General features: G+C 74.5%; 11 protein-coding genes. 2 read left to right on the forward strand and 9 right to left on the reverse strand.

Going from position 1 to position 15,174, the window contains the following annotated elements; genetic code table 11:
- Window positions 1-38 precede the first annotated feature (38 nt).
- From ACIP37_RS00750 to ACIP37_RS00785, 8 genes are all read right to left on the reverse strand, one after another.
- Window positions 39-1,319 carry a GNAT family N-acetyltransferase gene (locus tag ACIP37_RS00750; protein WP_363631787.1) on the reverse strand — a complete coding sequence of 427 codons (1,281 nt, stop codon included), beginning with the start codon at window positions 1,317-1,319 and terminating at the stop codon, window positions 39-41.
- A 40-nt stretch (window positions 1,320-1,359) separates the two neighbouring features.
- Window positions 1,360-1,881: a GNAT family N-acetyltransferase gene (locus tag ACIP37_RS00755; protein ID WP_400809928.1), complete on the reverse strand. Its 522-nt coding sequence runs from the start codon at window positions 1,879-1,881 to the stop codon at window positions 1,360-1,362.
- Between the two features lie 115 nt (window positions 1,882-1,996).
- The gene (locus ACIP37_RS00760; protein WP_400842978.1) at window positions 1,997-3,268 is read right to left on the reverse strand and encodes a C40 family peptidase; all 1,272 of its coding nucleotides are present in this window, start codon (window positions 3,266-3,268) and stop codon (window positions 1,997-1,999) included.
- A 238-nt stretch (window positions 3,269-3,506) separates the two neighbouring features.
- On the reverse strand, window positions 3,507-4,589 hold the full coding sequence (locus ACIP37_RS00765) for a hypothetical protein (RefSeq protein WP_400842981.1): 1,083 nt from the start codon (window positions 4,587-4,589) through the stop codon (window positions 3,507-3,509).
- Between the two features lie 78 nt (window positions 4,590-4,667).
- Window positions 4,668-6,443, reverse strand: coding sequence for a threonine/serine exporter family protein (locus ACIP37_RS00770; RefSeq protein ID WP_363582400.1), 1,776 nt, complete (start codon window positions 6,441-6,443; stop codon window positions 4,668-4,670).
- 209 nt (window positions 6,444-6,652) lie between these two features.
- Window positions 6,653-7,306 (reverse strand): VTT domain-containing protein, encoded by a 654-nt coding sequence (locus tag ACIP37_RS00775; RefSeq protein ID WP_350878332.1) that lies wholly within the window; start codon window positions 7,304-7,306, stop codon window positions 6,653-6,655.
- A gap of 177 nt (window positions 7,307-7,483) precedes the next feature.
- A complete protein-coding gene (locus tag ACIP37_RS00780) occupies window positions 7,484-9,841 on the reverse strand; it encodes a hypothetical protein (protein WP_363582402.1) in 2,358 nt (785 codons plus the stop codon).
- A 61-nt stretch (window positions 9,842-9,902) separates the two neighbouring features.
- Window positions 9,903-11,840, reverse strand: coding sequence for an ATP-binding protein (locus ACIP37_RS00785; RefSeq protein ID WP_363631810.1), 1,938 nt, complete (start codon window positions 11,838-11,840; stop codon window positions 9,903-9,905).
- A gap of 344 nt (window positions 11,841-12,184) precedes the next feature.
- Between ACIP37_RS00785 and ACIP37_RS00790 the strand changes: the two genes are divergently transcribed.
- Window positions 12,185-12,505 carry a hypothetical protein gene (locus ACIP37_RS00790; RefSeq protein ID WP_363582406.1) on the forward strand — a complete coding sequence of 107 codons (321 nt, stop codon included), beginning with the start codon at window positions 12,185-12,187 and terminating at the stop codon, window positions 12,503-12,505.
- 53 nt (window positions 12,506-12,558) lie between these two features.
- Here the strand turns inward: ACIP37_RS00790 and ACIP37_RS00795 are convergent, their stop codons facing one another.
- Window positions 12,559-13,800: a TetR/AcrR family transcriptional regulator gene (locus ACIP37_RS00795; protein ID WP_400842985.1), complete on the reverse strand. Its 1,242-nt coding sequence runs from the start codon at window positions 13,798-13,800 to the stop codon at window positions 12,559-12,561.
- 209 nt (window positions 13,801-14,009) lie between these two features.
- On the opposite strand from ACIP37_RS00795, the gene ACIP37_RS00800 reads away from it, so the two are divergent.
- Window positions 14,010-15,167 (forward strand): acyl-CoA dehydrogenase family protein, encoded by a 1,158-nt coding sequence (locus tag ACIP37_RS00800; RefSeq protein ID WP_363617680.1) that lies wholly within the window; start codon window positions 14,010-14,012, stop codon window positions 15,165-15,167.
- The last annotated feature ends 7 nt before the right edge of the window (window positions 15,168-15,174 follow it).

Genomic DNA, 15,174 nt, shown 5'->3' on the forward strand with positions numbered 1-15,174 from the left:
CCGCAGCGGTGCGATCCGGCCCTCGGCGTGGCGGTCGCTCAGAAGCCGTCCGGGTTCCAGGGCTGCAGCGGCGTGCGCAGCAGCAGGTCGGCGGCGGCCGCCGCGCCGGGGCGCAGTTCGGTGAGCAGGCCGGCCGCGAGCAGCCGGGGCGCCGTCTCGCCGCCCAGGTAGAGCGACGCCAGCTCGGAGGCGTCCAGGGCGAGGTCGGCGTCGTCCGTGGTCCGGGTGCAGCGGCCGGTGCCGTCCGCAGCGACCTCGATCGCCCAGCGGCCGGAGGCGTAGCCGAGCCGGTCCTCGACCTCCAGGACCACCCGGCCGGGCGCGCCGTACGTCCGGGCGTCGAACGCGGCCGCCACGTCCAGCACCCGCAGCCAGGTGAAGTCGGCGTTGTCCACGTACGGGGTGGCGGCGCGCGGGTCCTGGAGCAGCAGCGGCAGCGGGTCGTCCGGGCCGATGTTCTCCGCGACGACCTTGTGCACCCAGTCGACGGAGAGGACGAAGCGCCACAGTTCGGCGGCGGTCGCCCGGTCGAGGGCGAGGAAGTCGGCCACGGTCAGGGTGCAGTTCGGGTAGCTGCCGTCCCAGGTGTCGTCGACCCGGTAGGCCACCAGGCCGGTGACCGTACCGTCGGCGTCCCGGTGGACGGCCGCGAACGGCTCCTTGAACTCGTTCCCCGGCACCTTGAGTTCGCCGGTGTTCCGCTTCCACCACAGCTCGTCGCGGGCGATCGCGCCCGGCTGGGTGCGCCGCCAGCGCTCGTGCAGGTCGGGGCCCAGCTCGCGGGCCTGCGCCATGGTCACGAAGTCGATCCGCCCGCCGGGCACGGTGGGCAGGCCGTCGCGCAGACCGCGGGTGCGGTGCAGGTCGATGTTCCAGCCGTGGCCGCGGGTGGCCGGGCCGAAGCCGTAGCGGCCGTAGATGTTGTACTCGGCGGCGATCAGGATGGCGACCGCCGAACCCCGCTCGGCGGCGGCCGCGAGGTCGCGGCGCATCAACGTGCCGAGCAGGCCGCGGCGGCGGTGGGTGGTGCTGACCGTCACGGCGGTGACGGCGTCGGCCCGGACGGTGGCCCCGCCCGGGACGGTCAGCTCGACGTCGAAGCTGCGGAAGGTGGCGATGCAGCGGTCGCCGTCGAAGCCGGCCAGCATCCGGCCCGGCTCCCACTGCAGGCGGCGGAAGTCGGCCGTGCTCTCCGCGTGCGAACGCAGGAAGCCCAGAGCGAGCGCCCGGTCCCACGCGGCCACCTCGCTCTCGGCGATCGCGCGGATCTGGAGGCCGTTCACGATGTCGACGGCCCCGTCATCGGTTGTGTTGCCCATCGGGCCACCGTACGGGCGCCGCTTTCGGGCGGCATCCCATTTATTCCGTGCCCGATGCGTGGTGCTCCCCCGGCACCACCACCCAGTGGTTGCAGTGCAGGACTCGGTCGGCGAAGTCGACGTCCAGCTCGCCGAGCAGCCGGAAGCCGAGCGCCCGGCAGATCCCGTTGGACGGGCCGTTGGCCGTCGCCGGGAAGGCGTGCACCGGGCCCCACCGGCCGTCCCGGGCGGCCGCGTCCAGCAGTTCCCGGACGGCCGCCTTGGCGAGGCCGCGCCCCTGGAACTCGGGCAGCACCATCCAGCCGATCTCGGCCACGGCGGCGCCGTCCTCCTCGTGCGACCAGAGCGTGACGGAGCCGGCCACCACCTCCGGCCCGGCGCCGTCCGGGACGATCACCTTGATCCACGAACGGTCCTCGGCGACCTCCACGACGTCCTTGCGCAGCCGCTCCCGCACCCGCTCCTCCGGCAGCGGCCCGCCCAGCTGGGCCATCATCACCGCGTCGCACCGCATCCGGACGTACGCCCCGACGTCCCCCGCCTCGACGTCCCGCAGCCTCATCGCGTCTCCTCCCGAGTGATCGACGCGGCCACGCTAGCGCCCGCCGCCGACAGCCCCGACGCGAGCCGGGCGCGCACATCGGGCCCTGCGGGCGGGCGCGGAAGCGGGCCGGGCGCTACGGGCGGGCGTAGAAGTCGGGGGTGCCCATGATCCAGAGGCTGGCCTGTTTGACCGGCATGCCGACGCGGGGGGCCTCGATCATCTGGTCGTCGCCGATGTAGAGGCCGACGTGGTGGATGTCGACGGCGCGGCCGGTGTCCGTCCAGAACACGAGGTCGCCGGGGCGCAGCTGGCGGTAGCTGACCGGGGTGCTCTGGGCGTACTGGTCGGCGGCGAAGTGGTTGAGCTGTTTGCCGCCCTCGCGCCAGGCCATCATGGTGAGCCCGGAGCAGTCGTAGCCGGCCGGGCCCTCGCCGCCCCAGATGTAGGGCAGGCCGATCTTGGAGCGGGCGAAGGCGATGGCGGCGGCGGCGCCCTCGGCGGACCACGGGCCGCCGGCGGCGGGAGGTGCGGCCGGGGTGGCCTTGGCGGCGGCCTCGGCCGCGGCGGCCGCTTCGGCGGCGGCCTTCTCGGCGGCGGCGCGGGCGGCGGCCTCGGCCTCGCGGGCGGCGATCGCCTCCAGGGCCTCGCTGCGCCGGCGTTCCAGGTCGACGGTGGTGTGCCGGGCGGCGGCCAGGTCGGTGAGCAGTTGTTCGCGGCGGCGGTCGGCGGCGGTGACCGCCTCCTGCTGGGCCGCGAGCCTGGCCTCGGCCCTGGCCTTGGCGGCGCCGACCTCGGCGGCGGCCTTCTCGGCGTTCTCGGTGGCGGCGCGGGCGGCGGCGGAGGCGCGGGTCGCGGCGGCGGCGGTGGAGGTGGCGGCGTCGAGGATCTGCCGGGTGCGCTCGCTGGCGACGCCGATCACGGCGGCGCGGTCGCCGGCTTCGCGCGGGCCGTGGGCGCCGAGCAGGGCGTTGAGGGCGGAGAGTGCGGCGCCCGCGCCCTGGCGGTACGTTTCGGCGGCGAGCTGGGCGGCGTCCTCGGCGGCCGCGGTGCGGTCGGCCTCGGCGGCGGTGGCGCTCCGGGCGGCGGCAGTCTCGTCGGCGCGGGCCCGGACGAGGGCGAGCTGGGCGCCGTTGTAGGCCTCGACGGCCTGTTCGGCGCTGCGGCCGGCCTGGTCGAGTTCGGTCCGGGCGGCGGCGAGGCCGGCTTCGATGGCGGTGACGGAGGCGGCGGTGCGGTCGGCCTCGGCGCGGGCCCGGTCGATCTCCCCGGTGGTCGGGTACGGGTCCTCCGTCCGGGCGGGGCCGGCGGCCGGTTCGGGGTCCGCCGGGGCGGCCTGGGCTGCGGGGAGCAGCCCGAGCAGGGCGGTGAGGGACAACAGGAGGGTCGGCAGGAGCCTGCGCGCCACGAGACATCCCCTTCTCACGGGTCCGGAGGGGACGGCGGCGGACGGTCCGCGGCGCTCGGGCGGGGCGGCCGGGCGGAGCAGGTCCGACGAATCATCCCATCACATGACAGAACGGTCACTCGCCGATCATGTTCTCAACTCCGGCGCTTTTCACACCTCGGACGCACTCCGCCGGGCGGGTGACCATCAGATGATCTGACCACAAGTCACCTTCAGCCGGGCGCACAGGGTATGCGAACTACCGGTGGATCCGGCGGGTGTGCGGCCGCAGGTGGGGGTGTCGCCCGGACCGGTGCTCCACCCCGGTCGGACGAACCGCGTACGTCCGATTGCGCCCCGCCCGGATCGCACGACGGCGCTGCTGCGCCCCGAGGGACGGGCCCGCGCCGGGGCCGCCCCCGCCGTACGGCCCACCCGCCGCCGGGGAGTTCGCCGCCCCGGCCCCGGCGGCGGCCGCCGAGCGGCGGTCCGCCAGCCGCGCCTGACGCCGGGCCAGCGCCCGGGCGGCGTGCGCGTCGAGGTGGGCGGTGGCCCGGGCGGACATCCGCTCGGCCACCCGGTGGGCGGCGGGGTGGTTCGCGGGCACCTTGTCGGGAGCGCCGGCGATCAGGTCGAAAAGCCAGGTACGGGCCCGGTCCGCACGCCGGTGCAGCAGGCGCTCGCGCCGGAGCGCACGCGCCCGGCGGCGCGGGCGCGTGGCATACCGCCAGCGGGCCCACGGGCTGCTCGGGCGGGCCAGCCGGATCGCCCCGATCCAGGACAGGCCGGGGACCATGATGCCGAGCAGGCCGGTCCACATCTTGCCCTTGATCAGGGTGATCACCGAGGCCAGGGCGTTCACCGAGATCACCGTGATCAGGCCCCACCTGGTCTCCTGGCTGGGCACCACGCCGAGCGGCACGTACCCGACCAGCAGGAGGGCGGTGAACAGGATCCCGAAGATCACCGCGTCCACCGACTTGCGGCCCTGCTCGCTCCAGTACACGTCGTCCAGGTGCAGGATCAGCGCGAACTCGTCCAGCACCAGACCGCAGCCGATGCCGAAGACCAGCCCGAACCAGTCGATCCACGGGTGCCCGCCGTACGTGGCGAACACCCCGACGCCGCCGACCAGCAGGAATCCCAGGCCGAACACCATGTGATGGATGTGCAGGCCGCCGGGGGTGACGTTGCCGAACCACCACCGCACCTCGGCGCGGATCATCCGGACGCTGAACCGGATGCACACGAAGGAGGTGATGAAGCCGACCAGCAGCAGGAACAACGGCTGTTTGTGCGCGGCGACGATGTGCTCGCGGTAGCCGTCCAGCAGTGTGGTCATGCGTCTTACCTTCGTTCCTGGTCCTGCGTGCGGCCTGCCGTGACATGGCCCGGAGCCCAACACCGGTCCAACGCGCGGTCAGAACCCGCGAGTGCGTTTGGCCGCCCGGCGCGGCACGACCGGGTACAGCGACGGGCGCTCGCCGCCGACCGGCAGCTTCATGAACATCCGGGCGATCTCACCGCCGAGGTTCACCCCGATCGCCAGCGCCATCGCGATCGCCGCCGCCCGGGAGACGGACACCAGGCCCGCGCTGGCGTGGCCCTGGGCGAAGGACAGCATCCCCAGGTAGAGCGCCGAACCGGGCATCAGCGGGCCGATCGCGGCGGTCACGTACGGCAGCGCGGAGCCGTTGCGGTAGCGCGCCATCAGCTGGCCGAACAGGCCGACCAGGCCGGCCGCCACCCCCGTCGCCACGATCGGGGAGATGCCCGCGTTGTACGCCAGCACGCCGTAGCTGGCCCAGCCGATGCCGCTGTTCAGGGTGACCAGCGCGAGCGAGCGGCGGTCGGTCTGCAGCAGCGTGGCGAAGGCCAGGGTCAGCAGCATCGCGGCGATCATCTGGACCGGCGGGTAGGTGACGCCCGCCAGGCTCTCGTCCGGCCGCAGCTTCGCCTCGAAGCCGACCCCCAGGTAGAGGATCAGCATCACGCCGATCACGATGCCCGCGACCAGGTAGATCACCTCCAGCAGGCGGGCCGCGGCGGTGATGTAGAAGCCGGTCAGGCCGTCCTGGACGGCGGCGACCAGCGCCCGGCCGGGCAGCAGCGCGAACAGGCCACCGGTGATCACCACCGAGCCGCGCAGGCCCCAGTCGTTGAAGGACAGGATGATCCCGGAGGCGGCGGCCGGCATCGCGGCCGCCACGAACTGGTAGAACTCCGGCAGCCGGCGCCGGGCCAGCGTGGAGGCCAGCCGGTCGCCGAGGACGGCCGCGACGAAGGCGCTGGCGAACACCAGCCAGGCCTTGTCGTCGATCCGCCCGCCGACCAGGAAGGTGGCCGCGCCGGCCAGCAGACCCGTGGTCAGCGCGAGCATCCAGCCCGGGTACGGGTGCCGGTTGCGGCGGATCAGGGCGAGCCGGCGGTAGGCGTCGTTGACCGTGACCTTCTCCGCGGTGATGTCCGCGACCAGCTCGTAGACCGCGTTCAGCCGGGTGTAGTCGGAGGTGCGGCGGCGCACCACCCGGTCGGCGGTGATCGGCGGCTCGACCAGCGAGGGCTGGTGCGAGATGCCGATCAGGGTGAAGGTCACCTGCGGCTCGCAGCGGTCCAGCCGGTAGGCGTGCGCGATGCCGAGCATCGCCGCCTCGACGTCCTCGGCGGCCTCGCCGCTGGCGAGCAGCAGCTCGCCGATGCGCAGCGTCAGGTCGAGGATGCGGGGGACGTTGCGGGTCGCACCCGCGGAGGGGTGCAGCTCGCGGGCGGTCCGTTCGAAGGCGGGGCGCTCGGACATCGGCATGCGCAGCAGGGTGCGCATCCGGTCCGGCCAGGGCGCCTCGCCGGGGGCACCGGCGGTCAGCTCCGGGACCGGGATGCCCATCGGCGGGGTGTAGCCGGCGGCCCGCCACTCCTCGGGGGTGAGGGTGTCCTCGGCGACCGATCGGCGGCGGGCCGGGCGCGCGTCCTCCGGGCCGGGCGCCTGCCCGGGCACGGGGTGCGGCCCGAGCGCGGGGTGCGGCCCGGACCCGGCGGGCGCCCCGGACTCGGGGGCCGGCTCCGGCTCCGGCTCCGGGGACAGCAGGCCCCTGGTCTCCGTGATCGGCGGGACGAAGGGGACGACGGTGGCGGGCTCGACGGTCGGGGCCGGATGGCCCAGCAGGCCCTCGGTGGGCGGCGCCTCGGCGGGGTTCACCGGCCGTACCGGCGGCGTCCGCCGGGTCTGACGGACCGCCCGGCCTCCCCTCGCCCGCTTGCCTGCGCCCGGTCGGCCCCGCTTAGGCACTTCCGCTCCTTGCCGCCCCTGGTGGCCGTCGGCCACCGTTCGATCTCGGGTTACACCTTGCCTGATCGAACTGCCGGACGCACATGTACGTGGCGTACCCCGGCGGGGGCCGCGGACGCCTACCCGGCGCGGTGGCGGTCGGCGGACGCCGCGCCGGAACGGCGGGCCCGCAGCAGTTCGACCGCCACCGGGACCACCGAGACCAGCACGATGCCGACCAGGATCGCCTCGATGTTCTCCCGGACGAACGGGATCTGGCCCAGGAAGTAGCCGAGCACGGTGACACCGGCGCCCCACAGCACGCCGCCGACGAGGTTGAAGACCACGAAGGTGCGGTAGTTCATCCTGCTCACCCCGGCGACGATCGGGGTGAAGGTGCGCACGATCGGCACGAAGCGGGCCAGCACGATCGCCTTGGGACCGTGCCGGTCGAAGAAGGCGGCGGCCTTCTCCACGTTCTCCTGCTTGAAGAGCCGGGAGTCGGCGCGGCGGAACAGGCTCGGCCCGACCTTGCGGCCGAACAGGTAGCCGACCTGGTCCCCCGCCACCGCGGCGGCCACGATCAGCGCGCAGACCAGCCAGAGCGGCTGGTGCAGGTAGGTGCCGCCGGCCACCAGCAGGCCGGTGGTGAACAGCAGCGAGTCCCCCGGCAGGAAGAAGCCGATCAGCAGGCCGGACTCGGCGAAGACGATGGCCAGGATGCCGATCAGACCGAAGGCGGAGATCAGGTTGGTCGGATCGAGCCAGGACGGGCCGAGGGCGAGGCTGGTCACGGGCGGACACTCCTGGGGGTCGAGTCTTGGCAATGAAATGGTAAAGCATTTACCAAGACTCGACAGATCCCGGGATGGTTCCCGGTCCGGGCACGCGCGCCCCGCCCCCGTGGCGCGCGTGCCCGGACCGGGCCGGGGCCGGACCAGACCGGGGCCGGCGGCCGGGGCCAGACCGGGTCAGAGGCCGTAGCGCTCGACGACCTCCTCGTGCCGGGCGGCGTCCGCGCCCGCCGCCTTGGCCAGGTCGAGCCAGGCGAGCGGGTGCGCCCAGTCCCCGGTGAGCCGGTGCAGCAGCGCGTCGGCCTCGGCGGCGGAGGCCGTCGGCGGCACCCCGAGGGCGGCGTACACGCCGGGCAGCGTGCCGTCCTCGTCGGCCGGGTCGGTGATGCGGTACTGCTCCCCGCTGTACGCCCAGACCGCGTAGCCGGCCTGCTGGAGGCTCTCGCGCAGCGCCGCCCACGGCTCGTCGCCGGGCCAGCCGCCGTCGATCCAGTACGTGGTGTACCCCGCCGGGTCGAGCAGGGTGAGCAGCTCGAACACCGGGCGCCAGCCGCGCCGCTCCTCCTCGGGGGCGTCCTCGGCCGGCGGCGGCTCCAGCAGCGCCGGGGCGAAGACCACCACGTCGCCGTGGTTGAGCGTCAGGTCTTCGCCGAGCACCGGCAGGATCCGGGCGGTGGCCGGACCGGTGCGGACGGCGGGCAGGTCGGCGGTGGCGCCGTTGGTGCGGGTGGCCCGGACGGTGACCAGCTGCCACTCCTCGTCCACCGGCCCCTCGGGCTCGTCGAACTCGATGCCGAGCAGCGCGCCGGCGGAACGGACCGCGGCCCAGTCCCGGTTGGCGGTGGCCGCCGTGATCAGGTGCCAGAGGTCGGACTCCTGGACGGTGCGGTGGCGCTCCTCCTCCGGGGCGGCCTCGGCGGGCAGCGCGTGCTCCAGGAGCTCCTGGTACAGCCGCTGCGCGGTGGCGTGGTCGCCCAGCTCGGTGGCGGCGCCGGCGGCCAGCCGGCGGGTGTTGATCCGGCCGGCGTCCAGGGCCAGGATCGCCTCGCACTGCTCCAGCACCTCGGCCCAGCGGCCCTCGGCGGCGGCCCAGCGGGCGCGTATCCAGTGCCCGTCCTCCGGGCTGTCGTCGGCCAGCCGGTCGGCGAGGCGGCGGACGCCCTCGCCGTCCCCCGCGTCGATCAGGGCGGAGCCGAGCATGCCGATCAGCACCTCGTCGGTCGGGGCGGTGTCGAGCCAGTGCCAGAGCAGGTCGCCGGCGGCCCGGGCGTGGCCGAGGCTGCCGAGCACCGCGGCCAGGTTGACGGCCAGTTCGGTGGCACCGGCCGGCTCGCCCCGGTACTGGTCCAGGGCGACGGAGAGCAGGTCGGCGCCGGTCTCGTAGGGCACACCGACCTCGGCCAGGTGCGCCGCCAGCTCGCCGGGCGGGACGGGCAGCTCGGGCTCCGGCAGCGCCTCGGCGGCCGCCCGCAGCGCGGCGACCTCCGCGGCCACGCCGTCGGTGCGGCGCAGCTGGGCGAGCTTGCGCTCCCCGGTCGCGGCGAGGGTCAGCGCCACCGTCCGGGCGCCGCGGGCGAGGGCGAGCCGACCCGCCGCCAGCAGCAGGTCCACGCACGGGCGGTGCGAGCCGGTGCCGTCCAGGTAGCCGACCCAGCCGGCCACGGCGGCGCCCAGCTCGGCGTCGTTCTCCCAGGCGCCGGCCGCGACCAGCAGCTCGACCGTGTGCGTCCAGCCGTCCCGCAGGTCGGCGTGGCGCTCGGCGGCCTCCCGGTCGGGCAGCAGCGCCAGCGCCTCCTCCGTCCGACCGAGCGAGGCCAGCGCGCGGGCCCGCAGCAGGCCGCCCCAGAGCCGGTCGCTCTCGTCGATCTCGTGGCCGCGGGAGCGCTCGGCCTGCTCGGCGGTGTCGAGCAGCGCGAGCACCTCCTGGTGCCGGCCGAGCCGGTGCAGGGTGCCGGCCCTGGCGTGGTGGAAGTGCAGCGAGAGCCGCTCGCCGGCCGCCTGGATCCGGGTGGCGGCGGTGTCCAGGTGGGCGAGCGCCTCGGTGTGGCGGCCGTCGTCCTCCAGCGCGTCGGAGTACTCGCGGGAGAGGCAGTCGAAGCAGGCGCGGCCGGGCTCGATCCGCTCCAGCGTCTCGCCGAGCACCGCCAGCCGCTCCGGCACGTAGCCGGGGCCGTCGACCCGGGCGTGGCAGATCGCGAAGTCCTGCACCACGCAGACGGACTGCGGGCAGCCCGCCGTCTCCTCGCGGTGGGCGAACTCCAGCAGGTCGACCGCCTCGGGCAGGGCCTGCTCGCCCTGGTGGCGCTTGTTCAGCAGGTTCTGCATCCGCCAGTGCCGCAGGTAGACCTCGACCCAGGGCAGGCCGAGCGCCCGGGAGGCGGCCAGCGCCTCCGGGTAGACGGCGTCCACCTGGTCGTTGCGGCCCTCGTTGGCGTGGCCGGGCAGCTCGTAGATGGCGTCGGCCAGCCGCCGGTGGCCGGCCTCGGCCAGCTGGCGGTGGGCGTCGTGGACCCAGGCCCAGATGTCGGTACTCATGTGGTGTCCCCCTGCGTGGTGCTGATGTGATGTCTACCGCGGACCACTGACAATCCGTCCGTCACGCCTCGTCCGGGAGGGCGCCGAGGGTGTCCGGGACGCCCGGCAGGCCGGCCGGGACGGCGGCGGTCAGCGCCGAGACCGCGGTGCCGACGCCGGACAGCGCGGCGGTGAGGTCGCCTCCGGACGAGCCGGCCGGGCCCGCCGAGGCGGCTGCCATGATCACCTTGAGCGAGCGGAGCAGCCCCGCCGCCGTGGCGCTGCCGGTGTGCCCGGCGCGGTAGGCGGCGAGCAGGTCCAGCACGGCCGGGCAGGACAGGTTGAGGTAGAGGCGGGCCCTGACCTCGCCGTCGGTGCGGGCGGTGAACGCCCGGGCCAGCCGCAGCGCCGCGGACGGGATCCGGGCGTCGGCCTGGTCGTCCTCGATCCGGGCCTTCAGCTCGGCCTCGCGGTCCGGCACCAGGACCAGCGGCAGGCCGGGCGGGTCGAACCGGGCCGGGACGAGCTGCTCGCCCTCGTCCGCGAGGGCGCCGGCCAGCCAGGCCGCCTCGCCGGCCGGCAGCGGGCGCTCCGGGTCGCGGAACAGCTCGCGGTCGCCGTGCTCGCTGCCCAGCTCGACCAGGCGGCAGCCGCGCAGCTGGGCGTAGCGGCGCAGGAAGGGCAGGACGGCGTAGCGGTCGCCGCGGGCGATCGGCACCCGCATCGCCCGGTACAGCATCTCCTCGAAGCCGCCGCCGCTGCCGAGCGCGACGTGCACCGCGCCCCCGCCCGCGGCCCGCAGCGCGCCGGCGGTGAGGTCGCCCTGGGAGGTGGGGACGGGGACGTCGTCGGCGAGCAGGGTGAACAGCCGCTCGTCGCAGAGCGCGGCGCCGAGCAGGTCCTGGCCGTGCCGGGTGAGGATGCGGCGCCAGGCGGCGGGCCGCAGCCGGGCGGTCTCGTACAGGCCGTCGACGATGGCGTCGGTGAGGGCGCGCTGGAGTGCGCGGTAGTGGTCGTCGCGCTGGAGGTCCTCGCGGCTGGCGGTGGGGGTGAGCCGGCTGGACTCGACCACGCCGCCGATGAACCCGGCCCAGCTGGGCAGCAGGTCGCGGGCGTCCTCGGCGAGCAGCATGCCGCGCAGGTAGACGGCGAGGTCGCGGTTGTCGCTGCTGCCGTAAGTGCCGCCGTCCTGGACCCAGAGCAGGCCGATCGCGTCGGTGCCGCCCGCGGCCCCTCCCCCGGTGCCGCCCTCGGCCGGGTGGACGGGGAAGGCGGTGAGCGGCTCGAAGCGGCGGCCGAAGGCGGTGGCGAAGCGCATCCGGGCGGCGTGCTGGTCACCCGGCACGCTGTGGCGCCAGGGCACCTCGACGTTGTTGACGGGCTGCTCGTCGTCGCCGACGTGGACCGGGATCGGCAGCAGCACGCAGTACCGGCCGAGCACGTCGCGCAGCGCGTCCTCGTCGGCGAGGTGGGCGTGTTCGGCCTTGAGGGTCAGCTCGACGACCGTGCCGGGGCGGGGCCGGGCGGGCACCGGGTCGACCTGGTACTGCTCGCCGCCCCGGCTGCGGTAGCGGTGGCCGAGGTGCGGTTCGCGGTGCGAGGTGGTGGTGACGGCGACCTCGTCGGCCACCGAGAAGGCGGAGAGGAAGCCGAGGCCGAAGGCGCCGATCAGCTCCTGGTTGCCGGTGAGGTCGCGCAGCATCCGGGTGTAGCCGGTGCCGACGGTGGCGAGGTAGGCATGGATCTCCGGCTCGGTGAGGCCGGCGCCGGTGTCCTCGATGGAGACGGTCCGCCGGGCGGCGTCTCCGCGCACCCGGATCAGCGGGCGGTGGTCGCCGTCCGGGTCCTCCAGGAGTCGGCGGGTGTGCGAGTCGTGGGCGTTCTGGACGAGTTCGCGCAGAGCGACCAGCGGGGTGGAGTAGAGGTGGGTGGCGAGGACGTTCACCAGTCCGCCGAGATCGACCTCGGTCGTACGCAGATCCTCGGCGGGGGCGGGCTCGGGCGGGGCACCTTCAGACATGGGTCCCCAGTGTGCCAGTGCGACTATCCGGCCACCATTTCTTTCTCCCTGAGAAAACTCGGTCAACTCCGCGTTGACAGCTCAGGGTTGTCCGGCCTTGCCGCCTTGCACGTCAACTTCCATCTCCACCAGCAGTTTTGAGGAGTGGAGATGCCGCCGTCGCAACCATCGGGCTATCTCCGGATACGGCGTCACCATGACACCATCGGGGGAATTGCCACCTGTTTGGTGGAGTTCGTCCACGCTGCTGGTGAATGCTGAACGTGCGACGTCAGGCAACGGCGCCACGGAGCGGCCACTCCGGATCGCGCCACATTTCGCACCCCCAGCTCAGGGAGACCACCGTGTCCCGTATCCGCGCAGCCGCCGCCACCGCCCTCGGGGCGTTCCTCCTCGTCGGCTTCGGCGCCGCCAGCGCCCACGCCGACAACGGCGCCGGTGCCATCGACCACTCCAACAGCAGCGTCGTGAGCAACACCGGCTCCGCCAACGTCATCGGCAACGTCCACGGCAACGTGGTCGTCACCCAGCAGACGGCCACCGGCTCGGGCGCGAGCAACCAGAACAACGGCCTCGCCGCGACCGGCAACGGCGGCAACATCGGCGCTCTGCAGGGCAACGGCAACCTCGACGCCCGGGCCTTCTTCCCGGGCGCCGTCGGCTAGGTCCTGTCCGGCCCCGGGCGCAGCCACACCCTCCGGGCCGGGTGCCCACCCCGTCAACGCGGGGCGGGCACCCGGCCGCCGTCCGTTCCGGGCAGTCCGAGGACGGCCCGGCCGAGGTGCAGCAGGCAGTTCCCGAGGTCCGGGCGGGCGCTGTGCGGGCGGTTCCGCACCCCGTCGTTGACCAGCGCGAACAGGGCGTGGACCCGGATCCGGGCCTCGACCGCGTCGTACTCGGGCCGGACCCGCCGCAGCAGGCCGACCCAGGTGCGCAGGAAGTCGCGCCGGAAGTCCACCGCGACCCGGCGGTCCGGCGGGGCCAGCCGCTCCGTCTCGCTGAGCATCGCGCCCAGGTAGTCGCCGTTGCGCAGCGCGAAGCCGACGTACGCACCCAGGCCGGCCGCCAGCGCCGCCTCCGGCCCGGCGGCGGCGGCGAACGCGCCGTCCACCTCCTGCCAGAGCCGTTCGCGGCTGCGCACCAGCGAGGCGGCGAGCAACTGGGCCTTGCTGTCGAAGTGCCGGTAGACACTGGGGCCGGAGATGCCGACGGCGGCGCCGAGTTGGTCGGTGCTGACGTTGTCGAAGCCGCGCTGGTGGAAGAGCCGGACGGCCGCCGCGAGCAGCTCCTCGCGGCGCGCCTGCGGCCTGGGCTCCGGCGACCCCGGGGCGACGGGATCGGCGGCGGGGACGGGAGCGGGGGCGACAGCGGGACCTGGGTGGACAGCGGGATCCGGGTGGGCGGCGGCACCGCCCGGGGAGGCCGCGAGGACGGCGGCGACGAGTTCGCGCAGCACCGCCTCGGCGCGGCGCGGCTGCGGCGCGGCCGACTGGTAGGAGAGCCCGGTGCAGGCCGAGAGCGCCGACCAGCAGAGCAACTCGGCGTCCGGCAGCGGAAGTTCCGGCCGTCCGGCGCGCAGCACGGCGGTCATCAGCGCGACGTCGGCGCGCAGTTCGCGGCGCAGCGCCGCCCGCCGGGCCGGCGGCAGCAGCCTGGCGTCACGCTGCACCAGGGTGCCGAGCGGGCGGTGTCCGACCGCGACGGCGGCCAGCGCGGCGCCGAGGTCGCCGGTGGTGCGGGCCCCGCGCAGCCCGCAGGCCAGCGCGTCCAGCCCCAGCCGGACGGCGCGGTCGAGCAGTTCGGGCTTGCCCCGGAAGTGCCGGTAGAGGGCGGGCGCGGTGATGCCGACCCCGGCGGCGACCTCGGTCATGGAGACCTGGTGGTAGCCGCTGCGGTGGAACCGGTCGGCCGCCACGGCGAGGATCTGGGCGCGCCGCCCGGGAGGTCGTCGGACCACCATGGCGAGCCCCCCTCCCGCGCTCCGGACTGCCGCCCGAAGGCTAGCAAGGATTCACTTGAGGACGCCGACCGCCGGTGGCCACCAGCCTTTTCCGGTGCCGTCGACCCTGGACAGCCGAAGCTACCCGAGATTAACTTGTGAGGCCATCACCTGGCACGTTCAGCCCCCGCCGGCGCCCGCAGCCGGTCACCACCGAAGGGAGCGCCGCCGTGCGCCGCACCGTGTTCAACGAGGACCACGAGGCCTTCCGGGAGACCATCCGGGACTTCATCGCCAACGAGGTCGTCCCGGTCTACGAGAGCTGGGAGGCCGACGGCCACCCGCCGCGCGACTTCTACCGGCAGCTCGGCGCGCTCGGCGTCTACGGCATCGAGGTGCCGGAGGAGTACGGCGGCGCGGGCGAGAGCGGCTTCAAGTACCAGACGGTGATCACCGAGGAGACCGCCCGGGCGGGCGTGAGCTTCGGCTCCTCGGGCGTGCACACCGCGCTGGTCCTGCCCTACCTGCTGGAGTACGCCACCGAGGAGCAGAAGCGGCGCTGGCTGCCCGGCTTCGTCTCCGGCGACATCATGACCGCCATCGCGATGACCGAGCCGGGCGCCGGCTCCGACCTCGCGGGCATCGCCACCACCGCGAAGCTCTCCGAGGACGGCACCCACTACGTCCTGAACGGCGCCAAGACCTTCATCACCGGCGGCGTGCTGGCCGACCTCGTCCTGGTGGTCTGCCGCACCGCCCCGTACGACCCGGACAACCGCCGGGCCGGCCTGTCCATCCTCTGCGTGGACACCACCTCCCCCGGCTACACGGTCGGCCGCAAGCTGCAAAAGATCGGCCTGCGCACCTCGGACACCGCCGAACTGGCGTTCAGCGACGTCAGGGTGCCGGTGGAGAACCTGCTCGGCGAGGAGGGCCGGGCCTTCTCCTACCTGACCCACAACCTGGTGCAGGAGCGGCTGGCCATCGCCGTCAGCGCGTACGCGTCGGCGGCCGCGGCGGTGCGGTTCGCGCTCCAGTACGTCAAGGACCGCAAGGTGTTCGGCAAAGCGGTGGCCGAGTTCCAGAACACCAAGTTCACCCTGGCCGACTGCGAGGCCCAGGTGGTGGCGCAGCAGTCGATGGTGGACCGCGCGCTGGAGCTGTACCAGCAGGGGGAGCTGACCGTCGCCGACGCGGCAGCCGCGAAGCTGTTCTGCACCGAGTCGGCCTCCACCGTCATCGACAAGTGCCTTCAGCTGCACGGCGGTTACGGCTACATCCTGGAGTACCCGATCGCCCGGCTCTACACCGACAACCGGGTGTTCCGGATCTACGGCGGCACCAGCGAGGTCATGCGCAGCATCATCGCCAAGTCCCTCGGCCTGTAGGCGGGTC

This window comes from Kitasatospora sp. NPDC088861 (assembly GCF_044750105.1).
GTDB lineage: Bacteria > Actinomycetota > Actinomycetes > Streptomycetales > Streptomycetaceae > Kitasatospora.